A 16,720-nucleotide genomic window follows, 5' to 3' on the forward strand; every position below is an offset into this window, starting at 1 on the left:
AAAGCCATTGGTGTTTTTGTCTAGGTGCTTTTAGTAGATGGGTATGCAGGCGATCCCGAGCATGGGCAGGAAGTTGGAGGCTTTGCGTTCCCAGCGCACGTTCAGCCTTCGGTGGGAGCCCAGCCAGGTGATCGAGCGCTCGATCTTGTACCGGTGCCTGCCCAACCGCCGTGAGGACTCGATGCCAGGGCGGGCCAGGCGCACCCTGATACCGCGTTCGCGCAGCCACCGGCGCTGCTCTCTGGAGTGTTTCGTGTTGGTTGTGATGGAGGCTGTGGTGGGTGCCGGGATCGCCTCCCGTCACCTGCTCTCGTGGTGGGCCCGGGACGCATGACCACGCGGTCATCAGACCTATGACCAGTTGGTCATGGGCTTGCAGCCACAACCTCGCCACAGTGGGCGCATGGATGGATTCGAAGAGGGCACCCGAGCCCTGACGGGACTACCTTCGGGTAGGTGCCGCGATGGTGGCTGACCTGCTGGCACAGGAGCTGGAACCCGAGCGCTGGGGGTTCAAGGCCGCGAGGCTGAGCGAGGTTGTGGGCCTGGGGCTTCCCGTACCTCCCGCGCTGTGCCTGCGGGCTGAGGACCTGGTTCGCGGAACGGCCGAAGCCGTGAGCGCGACGGCTACATGGCTGCGGCTGTACCGGCCCCGACGGGTGGTACTCCGCACCAGCGCCCGAGAGGACCTGCCGGACAGCACCCAGGCCGGACGGACGGTCTCCGTGCTCAACTGCCCACCGGACGCCTCGGCGCTGGTGCGGGCGATCGACCATGACTTCGTCACCGAGCAGAACATCAACGGGGCCACCGGGGCCTGCGTGCTGGTCCAGGAGCAGGTCGACGCGCCTCTGCACGGCGTGGCGTTCTCTCGCGACCGTCGTGTGCTGATCGAGGCGGCCCGACGGCCGGACGGGGTGACCGCCGGCGAGGTTCCGCAGATCCGCGCCCGGGCCGAAAGCGAACGGCTCGCCGTCGACACGACCGGGCGAACCGTCCCCAGCCTGATGCTCATCCGTCGCCTCCGCTGGGTGTGCCTGCTGCTGGCCGAGCACTTGGGGTTCGACGTCGATGTCGAGTGGGCGTGGACCGGTGCGTCGGTGATCGTGCTCCAGGTCCGCCCCATCACGGGCGAGCCTCTGGAGTGGGCCTCATGAACGGCATGGGCAAGGTGGAAGTCCTCACCGTCCTGGAGAACCACGGTCTGCTCCGCATGCCGGTGAAAGTCTTTCGGCATCCGACCTCGGTGACCAGCCGGCAGCTCCAGCAGCTCTTCGGCGGGGACACGCACCTTGTCGTACGTACGGGAGCAGACTCCGAGGAACGTAATCTCCCCCGCCTGGTCGGTGCGACGGCTGAGACTGCGGTGGAGTGGATCAACGTTCTTCCGTCGACGCTGTCCGCACTGGTCCAGCCCTACGAACAGGTGCTGTTCTCCGTGGAGCTGGCCGCCTACGAGGATCTGCACGTGGCCGAGGTCGTCCCCGGGATCTGGGAGCTGGACAACCGTTTGGCCCCGCTCGTTCTGCAGATCCGCGGTGACCGCGTCGACCTCACGGCCACCGATGGTGGGCCCCAACGCGCACGGTTTTACGATCCTCACCACGGCCTGCACGAGCGCCCGACACGTGTCGATGACTGGCAGCTCGCCACCGTGCTTGAGTGGCTCAGGCGTCACCACCGTGCTTTGGCCGCCGTTCGCTCGGACTTGGGGCATCCCTTCGGGCTCAAGCTGCACTACTCCGCCCGCTTCGGCCTCTCCCCGCAGAACCTTCGCGGAACGGTTCCCGACTCCGACACCTGGCACGGCGGCGACCACCCATCGACCGTCGAGACAACCGTCGTGTCCTCCACCAACGAACCCATCCCCACCGGCCCAACGCTGCTGAACGTGTCCATCGCCCGTGAGGACCACACCACGCTCACCACGTTCATCCATCGCCTGCGTGAGGCGGGAACCCGTGAGGTCTTTCTCCGCTCAGGAGTGCTCTCCCACCTGGCCATCAATCTCCGCGAAGCCGGAATCACCGTGCGGAACGCTCATGGGTGAGTTCTGGGTGGTCGAGGGGATCGACGGCGCGGGCAAGAGCCACCTGCTGTCCCGCCTGGCCGACACCACCTGCGAGGCCGTCGTCCTCCGCAAGGACGATCGCCCCAAGAGCGGCGATCGATGGGCCGACGGACGGCTTGCCGTGATGCACATCCTCACCTGGGGATACGACCACATCGAACCGGTCTGGAACTACCCCTCCCGGTACTGGCTGCACACGTTGGCCGCCTGGTGCGAGCTGTTCCACCACGTCCACGTGGCACCGACGCTGGCCGAAGGCCGATCGGTGGTCGTCGACGGCTGGTACTTCAAGCACCAGGCTCGGATGGCGCTCTCCGGGGATGAGGACCTGGTGGCCTTGGCCGCCCGGGTGTTCTCCGCCCTGCCCCAGCCGGACCAGGTGGTCAGGCTGTCCACGCCTCCTGACCTCGCCGCCACCCGCAGGTCGGGCAGCTCCAAGCCCTCCGAACACGGGGCGTTCGTCACCGGCCAGGCCGTGATGTCCGAACGGGACTTCGCCACCTACCAGACCTGTACCAGCCAGGCTCTGGATGAACTCCTGCGGCGACACCCCGCTCGGGTTCACACCCTGGATCCCGGTGCACCCCTCGAAGGCCTGCTGTCACTACTCCGTGAGGAGACCGCCCCGTGAGTGTCACTGTGCCCGCGGCCGTCATCAGCGAGGATCACACGATGGGGGAGCGGTTGGCTGACTACGTGCTTCCCAAGGTCCCCGTCGACCTTCTCGCCGCCACCGGAGGCCGTGCCTGGGTCTACCCCAACCGGTCCCTGTCCTTCCTATTGGGTGGGGAGAAACGCCAGGGGAAGAGGTTCAACTGGCGTCGTCCCTACTTCACCGTTGCCGACCAGGTGCTGCACTGCGTGGTCCCTCCCGGGCGGGACTACACGCACCACTACACCCAGCTTCTCCGCTCCGCCTGCGCGTTCATCGGCTTGGCCGCTGACGTCACCACCGAACCACCGGCCCCCGGCCAGGGCCTGGAGTTCGTCGACCACTGGCTTCCCGACGACCTGCTTGTACCCGACCTGGCCCTCCTCGGCTACGTCGAGCCCCTCTTCCACGACCACACCACCGGCTGGACCCACCGGCCCGGGTTCGGTTGGCGCACCGCCCGCATCGGCTCAGCCACCGTCCTCCTCCTGGGCTGTGAGTTCAGCTTCTGGGGCGACCTCGCCGGAGACCTCGTCACCGCGCTCGTCGCACGCGGGCACACCGGAGGCGTCGTCTACGTCGGCAAGCTCGGCGGCCTCCAACCGGACATGGTGCCCAACACCCTCATCGTCACCGGCACCACCACCCGCATCGAGAACCACACCCTCACCTGGGACAGCTCACTGGACCTCACCCACGCCCCACCGACCATCCGAACCGGGACACGGCACGTCACCGTCCCCAGCGTCATGGACGAGACCCGCGCCTGGTTCCGAGACCACCGCGACGACTTCGACATCGTCGATCCCGAGATCGGGCACATGGCCCGCGCCGCCACCACCGCCGGCGTGTCCTTCGACTACCTGCACATCGTCACCGACAACCTGAACGGCACCTACGAACACGGCCTGTACGCCGAACGCAGCGCTCCCGTCGCCACCCGGCGACGCCGCTGCCTGCGCGACATCGAGGCCATCCTGCACCGGAGCCTGACATGAACCTCACCGCACCCGTCACCCTCCTGGGCCTGGACTGGAGCACTCCGGACACCCCGCGCCTGCGCATCACCGACCCCACCAACCCGAACGGCAGCCTGCTCCATCCCCTCCTGGGTGAGCACACCTTCCGCATCGACGGCGACCAGCGCCGCTGCGTCGGCTGGTTCAACCTCACCGGCACCGAGGCCAGGCACGTGCGCTGCCGTACCGACGAGATCGTCACCAGGGGAAGGCAGTGTCGCCGCTGCCAGTACAAGGAGGGGTTCATCGCCGCCCACCAAGCCCACCGCGACTCCACCGCCCTGCCCGAGAACATCCGCGACTACCTCCAGCAACCGCACTGGCTCTACCTGGACGTCTTCGCCAAGGGCATGACCAAGGTCGGCACCGCCGCCGAATCCCGCCGCCGCAGCCGCCTGGCCGAACAGGGACCCGTCGCCGCCGTCTACATCGCCCGCACCCACGACGGCATGACGATCCGCGCCCTGGAGTCCGCCGTCTCCCAACACTTCGGCCTGCCCCAACAGGTGCCGACTCGCCGCAAGATCCTCGGCCTCCACGAGACCGTGGACACCGCGACCCTCACCACCTGGCTCACCGATCTCGCCACCCAGGTCGTCTCCTACCTGGACAAGCTCACCACCGATCAGCCCGGCATCGAGGTCTCCAGCGACCCCGAACTCTGGGTGCGGTCCGCGTGCGCCACCACCGTCTTCGAGGCCGCACCCGTCCTGGCCTACCCCGCCGACCTCACCCAGGGCACCCACCACCTCCACATCACCGGTGCCAGCGGCCCCGTCGCCCTCTTCACCACCGACCCCGAGCCGCATACCGATGCGGCCCGCTACTGCGCCGACCTGACCAGGCTCATCGGCCGCCGCCTCACCCCCGCCACCCCCGAAGACACACTCACCAGCGCCCCCACCCTCTTCTGACTCCGGAAAGGAACCCGTGGACGACGACACCCTGCGCGAGATCTGCACCTTCTGTTGCGAGGTCGAAGGCGGCGACGACTCCAACCTCTTCTACGACCTAGGCTTGGCCCGCACCCGCGACGACTACATCCTCCACGAAACCGACCACTTCACCGTCATGCCGTGCATCGGCGCCTTGACCGACTGGTACCTGCTCATCGTCTCCAAACGCCACACCCTCTCCGTGGGCTGGCTCGACGAGGCCGAGCGCGTCGACCTACGCGCCCTCATCCCGCAGGTCACCGACCTGATCCGCCAGCGCAGCGGCCTGGGCAGCCTCGTCTTCGAACACGGCAGCTTCGACTTCCGCGACAAGGGCGGCGCCTGCTACGACCACACCCACATCCACGTCGTGGCCACCGACCGCGACCACCACGCCTTCCTCGACCAGATCCCCGCACCCATCACCATGCGCCCGTGCGCCGACTGGATCGACGCTGCCCGCCACATGGTGGACGACCAACACCGCTCCTACCTCGCCCTCGGTGCCCCTGGCCAGGACTGGATCGGCACCGCCACCGGGGCACCCTCCCAGTTTTTCCGCCGCTGCCTCGCCTCGTGGATCGGCGCCGAGGAAGGGGAGTGGGACTGGCTCACCTTCCCCCAGACCGACCGCGTCCACCGGATGAGCACCCTGCTCACCGCAGGATGACCCACACCACCGACCCACTCGCCGTACTCGGCGCATCGGAAGACGGAGCGAGCGTGGGGTGTCGGCGTAGTGTGGGGCACGTGGTCCACACCGAGGAGTTCGCCGAGCGCGCGACCCGCGCCATCCACACCGCCGCGCACACCCTGGGTATCGCTTCACCCATGGAACCCGAACTGATCCGTGCCGGGGAGCGCGCCGTCTTCCGCCTCGGTGGTGGCACGGTCATCGGCCGGGTCGAACGCTCTGCCGCTCGGTGGGAGGAGGCCGACCGGGAGGTCCGCGCCGCCCGCTGGCTCGCCGGTCAGGGCCTGCCGGTGAGCGAGCCTCTGCCCGGAGACCAACCCCTCCTGGTCGAGGACACCGCCGTCACCTTCTGGGAAGCGGTGGACGGGGAGTGGACCGTACCCAAGGAACTCGCGCTCCTCCTCCGAGCTTTGCACCATCTCACCTCACCGCCCACCCTCCACCTGCCCGAACTGGATCCCTTCGACCGCGTCACCGAACGCATCGACACCGCACCCCGGCTCACCACCGCCCAGCGCGACCAGCTCCACGCGGTCCACCACGACCTGGCCTCACGCCTTCCCACTGTCACACCTGTACTCGGCCGCCACGTCATCCACGGGGACGCCAACATCGGCAACGTCCTGGCCACCGACCACGGAGTGGTGCTCTTCGACCTGGACGGCATCTGCTGGGGGCCACCCGAATGGGACCTGGTCCTGACCGCCCTGTACCGGGACCTGGGCTGGCACACCGAGGCCGAGTACGCCGACTTCTGCGACGCCTACGGGTTCGACGTCACCACCTGGGGCGGCTATCCCCTCTACAAGGCGATCCGGGAACTACGCATGACCACCTGGCTCGCGCAGAAGGGCGGAGAGAGCCCCGAGATCGACGCCGAAATCGCCCAGCGCATCACCGACCTGGCCCACCCCGAACACCCCCGGACCTGGCACCCCTACTGACCCGAGCCCACCACGGAACCAGCCTGGCGGAGAAACCGCGCCGCCTCGGGCTGGTCACGGTAGGGCAGAACCCTCTTCGCGAAGTCGTCCAGATAGCCGACGCACCGCGCGGAGGAGGTCGCCCGAACCTGAGGAATCACCCGCGTGCCCAGGTGCACCGCCTCCTCCACCTCGCCCTGCCCGAGCACGGCCGCGGCCAGGACCATGCGCGTGAAAACCCGACTGCGCGCGTAGTCGTCCCCCGTCGACGCGGTGAGGCTCTGCTCGGCCAGGCGGCGGGCCACATGCGCGTGTCCCAGATCCCGGTGGCAGTGCGCGACTTCGTCGGAGTACTCGGAGTGGTCGAAGTAGCTGATCCACTCCGGATCCAGGCCAGGCCGACGCCGACCGAACTCCCGCTCCGCCTCGCTCATCGCGCGAAAACAGTCGGTCTTGTCCCGGCGGGCCGCGTGGGCGCGCGCCTCCATCATCAGGAACTGCGCGCGCATGGTCGCCGTCGCACGGTCCCCCGCCCCGGTCAGGGCGGCCCGCGCCAGGTCCCGGGCCTCGCGGTGCGCTCCCAGGTAGTTGGCCTGGTGACTCATCGCCGACAGCACACTCGCGCCCAGGAGCCGGTCCTCGGCGTGCGTGGCCAGGTCGAGCGCCTGAACGAAGTACCGTCGAGCCGCGCCGTTGCGCTGGGCGTCGTAGGACATCCAGGCGACGGAGAGCACGAACTCGGCCGCGACCGCGAACAACGGCCGTCGAATCGCTTCCGCGTGGGTCTGCCGGAGGAGAGGGACGACGGTGCCGTTGAGGTAGTGCACGGCGGTGGTGCGGGCGTTGTCCCCACCGAACCTGTTGTCCAGAGAAGCGAACGCCGCGGTGGCGGCACGGATCGCGGCCACGGGCTCCTCGTCCGGCACAGGTTCCCCAGCGGGTGAGAACGCGTCCTGTACGAGCCAGGCGAGCACGGCGGAACTGACCGCCGAGGCCTCGGCGTCGTTCTCCAGGCCGGGTGCGCCTTGGGTATCCGCGCGCGTCAGACGCTCCAGAACGGCCGCTGCCTCGTCACCGGACTCGTTCAAGTCCAGAGCGAGATCGGCAGGAACACACATCAGGTCGGGCGCGGGGATGTCGCATCCCTCAGTGATGCCTTCGAAGGCACGGCGGATCGTGTCGGGCCTGCGGAGTTCCCGGGTCCCCTTCAGGACGCGGGAGACCATGGTCTGCGACAGGTCACACATCCGCGCGATGGCGTCTTGGGACAGCGTGGTGTGCCTCAGCAGCAGTCGGATCAGCGTGTTGGTGTCCTCCTCGACCACGGCTCGCTGCACCTCGGGAATGCGCCAGAACCGGGCCGGAACGCACGAGCAGTCGCCAGTCTCTCGGTTTCGACCGCAGTTTCCGCAGAACACGGGTACGCCTTCCGCTTGGCTCTTCGGGGCGGGTGGGTGACACCGAAGCCTACGGGCGCCACCACACGACAAACCATGACCGGCTTGTCATGACCACCATGCCCGCTCCGTCATGGAGATGTCAGGCGTTTCTCCGGACAGTGAGTACATGACCACGACACCGCATGTCTCGCCTGCTCTGGCCTGCTGTTTCTCAACGGAGAACTGATGCAACCGCCTCTTCGTATTCCTCCGGTTTCGGGCGAAGGGGTTTTGTTGCCCCGACGTATTAGCTACGACGACCCGAACAAATCAGGACTTCTGTGCGGCTCCGACACCGCTCATCTGTCCCTCGCCCGTCGATGGGCGGCACAGGTCACCCGGACTACACCGTCCGCCGCGCACCCTCTGGTCGCCTCCCTGGCCGAGCTTCACGCGAACGCCCTGCGACACAGCGCTTCGGGGCTGCAGGGCGGGCAGGTACGGATCGAGATCGAACGGTGCCGCCTCCTCTTCCTCCTGCACGTGACCGATGACGGGCCGCGACCGGGAGCCGCGCCAACCGTTCCCGTACTGGACTTCTCACATGCAACAGAGGGGCCGAGTCCCGAACTTGTCGAGTGCGGTTACGGCCTGGCCGTGGTCGAAGCGATGGCCTTGTGCTGGGACTTCTCCAGGGGATCCGGCGGGGAGTTGACCGTCAGCGCGGCCTTCGACCGGTCCGGGCGCACTCGTACCAGATGATCGACGAATAGTCGTTAGGGCGGATACGCCCCCTGTTCTTTGTGCCGGGTGTTGAAGATTCTCGTCCACCCAAGCGACCATCGACCAGCCCTGACCAGAGTGAATAGCCATTCCCCGGATTGACGGGTGGATTGTGTCCATATGTTCGAATTTGTGGATGAGAAGTGCAGTTCCGAGGGCGTATGACTTCGGGGTCATCGACACTCACCCCAACCCCGCAAGGGTAAAGGCCAGTCTCTTCTCGGGGCTGGTGAAGGAAGAGAAGAAGGGGTGCCCCAGGCCGGTGCGGCAAACACCCACCTGGGGCGTGATTCCCACCTGATACCGCAGGAGGAAATCGTGGAGAAGTTTATCGGGCGGCACCGCAAGCGCCGCCAGGGATGGGGCGAGCACGTGCGCTGGATGCTCGGTGCTCTGCTGGCCGTTGTGTTCTGCGGCTCGACAGGCTGCAGCGCCCCGCCAATGTCAGAGCCCGAAGGCCGTCGACCGAGTCCGGATCGGCGTGTTGGGGCAGACCGGCAAGCCGTCTCGGGGCAGCAGGTGGACGAGAAGCGGGAGGCGGCTTCGCGCACTCACGCGGAGAACGGGGCGCAAGGGGAAGCGGCTGTGGTGCCGCGTCAGTGGGACCCGTATCTCGGGCGGCGTGGGTGGTGCGTGGACGATGACGGGGTGCGCGGGGTGCGTCCCTACCTCGCTCGAGCGGAGGACCGCTTCCTCCCCGGCTGTACCGAAGCACCTGCGGGGGTTGGTCACGTTGACCTCCTGGCCACCGTTCACGAGCCAGCACCCGTGTCTGCTCCCGCTCCGGTTCCTGAAGGTGGCGGTGCGGGTGAGTTCGCTGAACTGGCTCGCCTCGTACGCGATTGGCAGGCCATGACCTCCTGACCGGTGGGAGGGCTCGTCCCGGGGGTGCCGTCCATGAGCATGGCCGGTACCCCCGGGATTGTTCTTTGTCCGTGTCCGGTCGTCGCAGGTCAGATGTGCGATATCGGAAGCGAACGAGCGCTTTCTGGAATGGCTTCGCGCGTGCGTCGCACCTGCCCGCGAGGGGCTACTGAACCCCGAGTGAACACGATGTGAACCAGGGCCAGCAGGTGGGCCGTTAGCGGGGCCGTCGGGTGGGCCGGTTTTAGCTGGCCCACCCCTCCAGCACCATCTTCGCAGGCCAGGGGTTATTCAAGTGGGCCAACGCGTGTCCAGACTTATACCCAAGTGGGTAGTGCTGGTCACGTAGGCGGGCGGGGCCGCCCCTCGCGGAGCGAGGTGGCCCCGCCCGCACCTGCTCACGGTATCGCTCCCCACCGTGCCCGCGAGAACATCTCCTGATGGTTTCCTCTAAATACTCAAGAGAAATTGATAATGGAAACGAGCGGCGTCGATATTCCTTCGGGTTCCTTCCGTGGTCTTTTTGCTGGTCGCCCTGGAAGGGAATATCCTACAGGTGTGTTGGCCGGGGCGGTGGTGGGTTCTCGCGGTGGGCTGGGCGAGGTGGTCCGGTTCGCGTGCCGCACCGGCGGCGTCGGCCGGTGCGTGCCGTGGCGGGCGTGTGGCGAGGGCCGAACGAGGGCCTGTGACTCCGCCTGTGACTCCGCCTGTGTGTGGGCCGCTTTGAACGGAGCACCCTGGCGGCGTTATCAATGCAGGTCAGGGGGTGTCCAGGTGGGTCAGTGTGTGTCCAGACTTATACCCAGTGGGTCGTCATCTTCACGTAGGGGGCGGGCGGCGCCCCCCGCTCGCCGGGGGCGCCGCCCGCCCCTATGCCCATGGAAGAGGGTCTATCTTCGCCCCGACTTCTTCATCCCATTTCATCTCTTCATATTTTTCTTCTTATTGCATTGGTCTGTGCTGAAGCGTCCGCTTCGTGGCGCGTGGTGGGGCCAGCGGAGACGGCGCGGAGATCACCCAGCCCCGTGTAGTGGACGGGTGCCAGTGTTGAGCGCTGCGAGTGGTCCCCGCGCGACTGGCGGGGCACACGAGGCGGAACGGGCCTGGCTTCTCGTGGTTTGGCTCGGCGAGATCGGCGGCCGAGTGTCGCATGTGACAGCGGACAGTAGATACTCCCCATAGGCGGCCACTTAAGGCCCCGCCCACGGCCACGACACTCCCCACTGATGGCCAGATACCTCCCCGCCTGACCAGGACAAACACCGGTCGGCGAGGGTTGACCGGGTGAAGAGCAGCAGGGAGATCATGGAAATCCTGGAGGCCTACGACCTCACCGGGAGTTACCGGGCAGCGGCCGAACTGGCCGGGTGCGACCACCACACCGTCGCCCGCTACGTCAAACTCCGCGAGACCGGCCAAAGCCCCGAGCAGCGCACCCACCGCGCCCGCCCCATCGACGACTACCTCGACAAGATCGAGGAACTCGTCAACCGCTCCCAAGGCAGGGTCCGCGCCGATGTCGTCCACCGGCGCATCACCGCGATGGGCTTCACCGGCGGCGAGCGCACCACCCGGCGGGTGGTCGCCCAGGTCAAGGACCGCTACCGGGCCGGGAAACGGCGGGTGTTCCGGCCCTGGATCCCCGAACCAGGCCTGTGGATGCAGTGGGACTGGGGAGAAGGCCCCAAGATCCGGGGGCGGCGCACCCACCTGTGGTGCGCCTGGCTGGCCTGGTCCCGCTACCGCGTGATCATCCCGGTCTTCGACAAGACCCTGCCCACCGTGGTCGCCTGCCTGGACGCCACCCTGCGCCGACTCGGCGGGGTGCCCGCCTACGCCCTCACCGACAACGAGAAGACCGTCACCGAAGCCCACATCGCCGGGATCGCGGTCCGCAACCCCGAGATCGTGCAGGTCGCCCGCCACTACGGGATGACGATCCGCACCTGCGTCCCGGCCGACCCGCAGACCAAGGGCGGATCGGAGGCCACAGTGCGCATCGCCAAGGCCGACCTGGTGCCCACCGACGTCAACCTGGCCGAGGGTTTCCGCACCTTCGGCGACCTGGAAACCGCCTGCCGCGCCTTCACCGACCAGGTCAACGACCGGATCCACCGGGAAACCCGCCGCCGTCCCACCGAAGCGTTGGCCGAGGAGCGCACCCGGCTGCACCCGCTGCCCGCCGAACCGTTCACCATCGCGTTTGGCACCACAAGGCGGGTCAATTGGGACAGCACGATCTCGGTGGAGGGGGTTCGCTACTCCGTCCCCCACCACCTGGTCGACACCCGTGTCTGGGCCCGCTTCCACGGCGAGGAGCTGATCGTCACCGCCGTCGGCGAACGCGGCCCCGAGGAGGTGGCCCGCCACGGGCGCTCCACCCCGGGCAACCCGAGCATCAGCGACGACCACTACCCCGAGCGGGGCGACAAGGAAGGCGACCGCACCCCCAGAGCCCACAGCGCCGAGGAGGCCGCGTTCCTGACCCTGGGGCCCGGAGCCGCGTCCTGGCTGGTCGAAGCCGCCTCGGTGGGCACCCGCCGGATCAAGCCCAAGATGGCCGAGGCCGTCGCTCTGGCCAAGCTGCACACTCCGGCCGAGGTTGACCGGGCGCTGGGGACCGCGGCGATCGCGGGCCGGTTCGCCGAGAACGACCTGATCGCCATCTTGGCCCACCAGGCCGGACGCCCTGCCGCCGAGCCCACCCGCGCCAGCGAGGACCACAGCCTGCAGCCGGGCACCTCGGCCTGGTCCTCCTTCGGCCTGCCCCGCGACGACGAGAGCGAGCAGTGATGAGCACCCCGATCCGCACCGTTGCCGGACCGCCCGCCGAGCCGATGGCCGAGGCCGTCGAGCTCACCCGCCGGTTGCGGCTCCCCTACCTGCGCAAGGCCATGGCCGACGTGATCCCCACCGCCAAGGCGCAGCGGTGGGACCCAGCCGAGGTGGTCCGCGTCCTGCTGGCCGAGGAAGCCGCTGGACGCGACCAGACCAACCTGCGCACCCGCCGCAAGCGGGCGAACTTCCCCACTGGCAAGACGTTCGGGGACTGGGACGAGACCGCCTCCTGCATCGCCCGACCCACCCAGGACGCGCTCAAGACGCTGGAGTGGGTGGCCAGGCGGGAGAACCTGAGTATCTGCGGGCCCTCGGGGACGGGCAAGTCGCACTTTTGCGAGGCGCTGGGGCACGCCGCGGTCGAGGCGGGGATGACGGTGGCCTGGCACACCATCGAGGACCTGGGGGTGCTGGTTCGCAGGCACCGGGCGGACGACTCCATGGCCAGGGCCGTGACACGGCTGCTGCGCGCGGACTTGATCGTGGTCGACGATATCGGGCTGCTACCGGTCTCGGCCGATGCGGCCGAGGGGTTCTACAGGCTGGTGGACGCCGCCTATGAGCGCAGGTCGTTGGTGGTTTCCAGCAACCTGCACCCGTCGGGGTTCGACGAGATCATGCCCAAGACGTTGGCGACCGCGACGGTTGACCGGCTCCTGCACCACGCCCATGTCGTGGTGACCCAGGGTGACAGTTTCCGGCTTGCTCAGGCGACCTCGGGAGCGGGGGTGAAGGCGTTGAGTTGACCTCGGACACCACCACGGCGGGGACTTATCTGGCCGCCGTTGGGGAGATCGGCCTGGCCGTCAGTGGGGAGAACTACTGGCCGCCTGCGGGGAAAACACACTGGCCATTGACACGCATGCGCCGCCTGGGTGCCGTCGTCAGGGCCGTGGAGGGAAGCACGGTGAGGTGGAGGAGGGGCCGGTGGGAAGAGGACGCCCTGTTCGCTTCCGTTGCCGCGCCGTGGTGGTGGCTGGTGGGATAGTGATCCCGGGGGCCACGGTCGCCCCCGATGTCGGAACTGTGTGGGCCCACGTCGGCCCCACGACCGTTGGTGGGGCCGTGGTCCCCCTTTCGGGGTGTGTGGGCGGACGGGGGTGTCTGTGGCCCTGTCCAGGGATGAGGGCGTATCGCCCGAATCGGACGGGCGGTGGTGGGGTGTTCCGGACTGGCGAGCACACCAGGAGCGAGAAGACGCCCCACACCCCGGGCCACGCGGGAGGTTCACCGCCGCTGGCCTAGGGTTTCCTCGTGTCCGGGGTTGGTGTCCGATCGGATGAAAGGTCCCCTGGTGTTGGGAGCGGAATCTTTCGGTGTGGTCTTGTGAACAGGCCACCGTCTTCAGTGTGTGGGCGTGTGGCGAATCGAGGAGATCACCCCGTTGGCCCGGGCTTGCCAGAGCAGGGAGCGGGCCTGGTGGGTATCGAGTTTTTCCAGTCCTACGGCCGCCCAGGTTCGTAGGGACTCGTCCTGGCTGTTGAGTTGGGCACTGAGTAGCGGGAGGGCGGCTGGAGATCTCGCTTCTCCGATGAGCTCGAGCAGCCAGCAGCGCAGCCCGTGGTCGTTCTGTTCCTGTTCGAACTGGTGGACCAGCTCGTCGAGGTGGTCGGCCGCGTGTGTCAGCAGCAGGTGGAAGCCATCTTCCTGTCGTTGCGGATCGCGGCTTCGCATCAACCGCATCGCCTCATGGAAACCCGTGGTCACGGCAGTCAGGTTAATGGCTCGTCCACTCACGCGCCCTGAGGTTTTCGCGTGTGCGAAGCCGGTGATGGATCGGATCAATGGTCCGCTGAGAAGGAGTCGAGCAGGTGCTCCTGCGGCCTAGCCTCGTTGAGGGCTGGGTGCGTGCGACAATCAGGGGGTGGAAGCCACCGACCTCTCGGTTCTCCGACGACTGCTCATCGACGCGCTGGCGTTGCTGGCGGCCGACGCCTCGGACCAGACGGCCTGGGTGGATCGACACCATGTCATGGTGGACGAGATCGCCCTGAACTTCGACGACGCCTTCCGCATGGCCGGGCGACTGATCGAGCACCAGCAGATCGGTGGAAGCGTCTTGGCCGCGCTACGCGAGATCGACGCGCTGTTTGCCAGCATGAGCGGCCCAGAACACATGGACCGGTGGACGAGCGACGCGCTGTCCCGCGACCAGGGCTGGAACCAGGTCCGACGGCTTGCGCGCCAAGTGCTCATCGAGTTGGCCGGCGGGGAGGACCATCCTCTGCCGAACATTCAGGTGATCCGTTGACCCGGATGCCCCGTCCTCTGGCCGCCGTGTGGTGCGGCGCCCGTGTCGGGGTGTGTGGGGGGTGACGCGCCTGGCTGGCCGCTGGGGTGGGTGTTGGGGGGTTGGGGGCGGACGTGGCCGTGTGGGGCCGTGGCGGGGCGCTGGTGGGCGGACAGGGGGCGCCCCCGGCATGGAGCCGCCAGGGTCACGGGATGGCAAAATGCTCCGCGAGGTCCTCGCCCACCTGTACTGGACCTTGCACTGGGGAGCACACACGGAGCATTTCAGGCCCGGATCCGGGCCTGACGCCTCGCCTGTTCGACTCCGTACACCTCGTCTGACCTGGGGTTTTGTGGCGCACCCGGCAGGATTCGAACCTGCGGCCATCGGATTAGAAGTCAGGTGCCCACGACGCCGCCGTCCTCGCGGCGGATCACCACGACGGCCGAACGGGGACGACCCCCACGCGCGTGCTCGGGCCAGTTGCTCACCACGCGCGGGTCGGCCGCGGTCGGGTCGCCCAGCGGCGATCCCGACCATCCCGGGCCCCGCACACTGACGAACAGGGTTCGCTGGTCGGGGGCTGCGGTGACGCCGGAGATCCCGCACCCGCGCGGACCGGTGAGGAACCGGCGCACCCGCCCCGTCTCGGGGTCGGCGCACAGCAGCGCGCTGTTGCCCAGGTCGGCGCGCTGATCGTCGTCGCCCAGACGGACGACGTCGGTCGTGATCCACAGCCGTCCGTCGCCGCCGCAGTACACTCCGCCCGGGGCGGCGAACCGGGCGCCGTCGGAGTCGTCGGAGGAACCCGGCCGGACGAACTCCCGCCACCCCAGCACCGTCGCCCCGTGGTCGCCTGATCCCTCGGTCCAGACCAGCACCCTGCCGCCGCGGCCCTCCCGGGCCTCGGGCAGGTACACCTCACCCGTCTCGGGGTGCACGGTCGGGCGGCCGGGCGAGCGCAGCTCGGTCGCTCCCACGGCCTCGGCCGCTTCCCGGGCCCGCAGGAGCACGTCGGCCTGATCGTGGAAGCCCCGCGCCTCGGTGAGGCCGTCGCGGCCGTGTTCGAGCCTGATCCACTGGCCGGTGCCGTCGTCGTCGAACCGCGCGGCGAACAGTGTGCCCTCGTCCAGGGGGCTGGCGGTCGCGGTCCGCACGTCCTGCCAGGCGTGTTCACCGACGAACTTGTACACGTGGCCGGTGTCGCTCATGTAGACCACCGGGCGCCCGCGTGACTCGGCGACCACGGCGCCGTTGTGCGCGATCCTGCCCAGGGCGGTGCGCTTGACCGGGGGAGAGACCGGGTTCCAGGGGGAGACCTCCACCGTCCAGCCGAACCGGTACGGTTCGTCCGGTGACTCGGCCAGGTCGAACCGGGGCTGGTGCAGGTGCCAGTCGTAGGCGGAGCCGTCGGCCGCCAGTCCGTAACGCCGGTGCGCCTCGCTGGGACGCCAGTTCCGCTGCCCGGTGCCGAAGACGTCGGAGATCGTGTCCTCCCCGGTCAGGTAGGTGCCCCAGGGAGTGACCGCGTGCGCGGTGCCGCCCAGGACCCCGCGCGCACCGGAACCCGCCTCCAGGACGTCGTGTCCGTGCAGGGGGCCGGAGAAGGTGACGTGCGACGACGCGGTGATCCGGCGGTTGACGTCCGAGCCCGTCATCCTCCAGCGCCCGTTGGAGAGCTTGACCCGCACGACGGATGCGCCCAGGGAGACCATCTCCTTGGCGGTGCGCTCGAAGGTGGCGGCACGGCCTCCGTCGGCGTGCAGCAGCACGGGGTCGGCGGAGGCGTGGTTGATGACGAGCAGTCCGCTGCGGGTGCCCTCGCGGCGGGGGTTGACGGGCAGGAAGTGCAGCCCCGAGTGCCCGGTGCCGATCTGGAGCCGTGCCTCGGCCGCGGGGTTGGCGGCGTCCGGCCGCCACTTCGGGCCGAACGAGTGCAGCGGTGTTCCCCAGGGGGCGATGACGTGGGCGGTGTATCCGGGGGGGACGGTGATGTCGTCGGTTCGGGCGATGGGGACGGAGGAGAAGGTCACGGAGGCGCCGTCCACCGGTGCCGCGTGGGCGGGGGAGAGGGGGACCCCGGCCAGGGCGGCGGCGGCCAGCGTCCCCAGACCCGCCCCGGTGCGCAGGGCCGCTCTGCGGCTGGGGTGCCCGTGGTCGTTCGTGCGGTGCGCCATGGCCCTCTCCTCGTTTTCGGTGCTCGTCACACCGACCGCGAACACTGCGTTTCGTGACGAGAAAAACACATTGGGTGATGTTCTGGGTGTACGCCCCTGGGGGCGCGCGTGTCGTCCGAGGTGGGAATGAAAACGGTTATCATTGTGTTCCAGTG

The 16,720-nt window shown here is 68.4% G+C and carries 14 protein-coding genes and 1 pseudogene; 11 read left to right on the forward strand and 4 right to left on the reverse strand.

The annotated features are described in order from the left end of the window. Positions 1-30 precede the first annotated feature (30 nt). Positions 31-234: pseudogene (locus KIK06_RS05280) on the reverse strand (IS5/IS1182 family transposase); the annotation flags it as partial. 230 nt (positions 235-464) lie between these two features. Here KIK06_RS05280 and KIK06_RS05285 point away from each other — a divergent pair. From KIK06_RS05285 to KIK06_RS05315, 7 genes are all read left to right on the forward strand, one after another. Then, positions 465-1,157 (forward strand): pyruvate phosphate dikinase, encoded by a 693-nt coding sequence (locus tag KIK06_RS05285; protein ID WP_268642163.1) that lies wholly within the window; start codon positions 465-467, stop codon positions 1,155-1,157. Positions 1,158-1,162: 5 nt separating this feature from the next. After that, positions 1,163-2,050 carry a hypothetical protein gene (locus KIK06_RS05290; protein ID WP_268642164.1) on the forward strand — a complete coding sequence of 296 codons (888 nt, stop codon included), beginning with the start codon at positions 1,163-1,165 and terminating at the stop codon, positions 2,048-2,050. Further along, on the forward strand, positions 2,043-2,702 hold the full coding sequence (locus KIK06_RS05295) for a dTMP kinase (RefSeq protein WP_268642165.1): 660 nt from the start codon (positions 2,043-2,045) through the stop codon (positions 2,700-2,702). The genes KIK06_RS05290 and KIK06_RS05295 overlap by 8 nt, the downstream gene beginning before the upstream one ends. Beyond that, positions 2,699-3,721 carry a hypothetical protein gene (locus KIK06_RS05300; RefSeq protein WP_268642166.1) on the forward strand — a complete coding sequence of 341 codons (1,023 nt, stop codon included), beginning with the start codon at positions 2,699-2,701 and terminating at the stop codon, positions 3,719-3,721. The genes KIK06_RS05295 and KIK06_RS05300 overlap by 4 nt, the downstream gene beginning before the upstream one ends. Further along, positions 3,718-4,656 (forward strand): DUF2797 domain-containing protein, encoded by a 939-nt coding sequence (locus tag KIK06_RS05305; RefSeq protein ID WP_268642167.1) that lies wholly within the window; start codon positions 3,718-3,720, stop codon positions 4,654-4,656. The genes KIK06_RS05300 and KIK06_RS05305 overlap by 4 nt, the downstream gene beginning before the upstream one ends. 16 nt (positions 4,657-4,672) lie before the next feature. Continuing rightward, the gene (locus KIK06_RS05310; RefSeq protein ID WP_268642168.1) at positions 4,673-5,347 is read left to right on the forward strand and encodes an HIT family protein; all 675 of its coding nucleotides are present in this window, start codon (positions 4,673-4,675) and stop codon (positions 5,345-5,347) included. Between the two features lie 80 nt (positions 5,348-5,427). Beyond that, on the forward strand, positions 5,428-6,315 hold the full coding sequence (locus tag KIK06_RS05315; protein ID WP_268642169.1) for a phosphotransferase family protein: 888 nt from the start codon (positions 5,428-5,430) through the stop codon (positions 6,313-6,315). Here KIK06_RS05315 and KIK06_RS05320 read toward each other — a convergent pair. Continuing rightward, positions 6,309-7,619, reverse strand: coding sequence for a hypothetical protein (locus KIK06_RS05320; protein ID WP_268642170.1), 1,311 nt, complete (start codon positions 7,617-7,619; stop codon positions 6,309-6,311). The two genes, KIK06_RS05315 and KIK06_RS05320, sit on opposite strands and share 7 nt — an antisense overlap. Positions 7,620-7,919: 300 nt before the next feature. On the opposite strand from KIK06_RS05320, the gene KIK06_RS05325 reads away from it, so the two are divergent. The 3 genes from KIK06_RS05325 (at position 7,920) to istB (ending at position 12,904) form a co-directional block, all read left to right on the forward strand. Next, a complete protein-coding gene (locus KIK06_RS05325) occupies positions 7,920-8,435 on the forward strand; it encodes an ATP-binding protein (RefSeq protein WP_268642171.1) in 516 nt (171 codons plus the stop codon). Positions 8,436-10,604: 2,169 nt separating this feature from the next. Beyond that, complete coding sequence (istA, locus tag KIK06_RS05330; protein WP_017602407.1) at positions 10,605-12,113, forward strand: IS21 family transposase; 1,509 nt, start codon at positions 10,605-10,607, stop codon at positions 12,111-12,113. Further along, entirely contained in the window at positions 12,113-12,904 is a 792-nt protein-coding gene (istB, locus tag KIK06_RS05335) for an IS21-like element helper ATPase IstB (protein WP_268641605.1), read from the forward strand. The genes istA and istB overlap by 1 nt, the downstream gene beginning before the upstream one ends. A gap of 598 nt (positions 12,905-13,502) precedes the next feature. Here istB and KIK06_RS05340 read toward each other — a convergent pair. After that, positions 13,503-13,865 carry a HEAT repeat domain-containing protein gene (locus KIK06_RS05340; protein ID WP_268642172.1) on the reverse strand — a complete coding sequence of 121 codons (363 nt, stop codon included), beginning with the start codon at positions 13,863-13,865 and terminating at the stop codon, positions 13,503-13,505. Between the two features lie 157 nt (positions 13,866-14,022). On the opposite strand from KIK06_RS05340, the gene KIK06_RS05345 reads away from it, so the two are divergent. After that, entirely contained in the window at positions 14,023-14,409 is a 387-nt protein-coding gene (locus KIK06_RS05345; protein WP_268642173.1) for a hypothetical protein, read from the forward strand. Between the two features lie 377 nt (positions 14,410-14,786). Here KIK06_RS05345 and KIK06_RS05350 read toward each other — a convergent pair whose 3' ends face one another. Beyond that, positions 14,787-16,565: a PhoX family protein gene (locus KIK06_RS05350; RefSeq protein ID WP_268642174.1), complete on the reverse strand. Its 1,779-nt coding sequence runs from the start codon at positions 16,563-16,565 to the stop codon at positions 14,787-14,789. Positions 16,566-16,720: the final 155 nt, after the last annotated feature.

It is taken from the genome of Nocardiopsis sp. EMB25, assembly GCF_026797795.1.
Taxonomy (GTDB): domain Bacteria; phylum Actinomycetota; class Actinomycetes; order Streptosporangiales; family Streptosporangiaceae; genus Nocardiopsis; species Nocardiopsis lucentensis.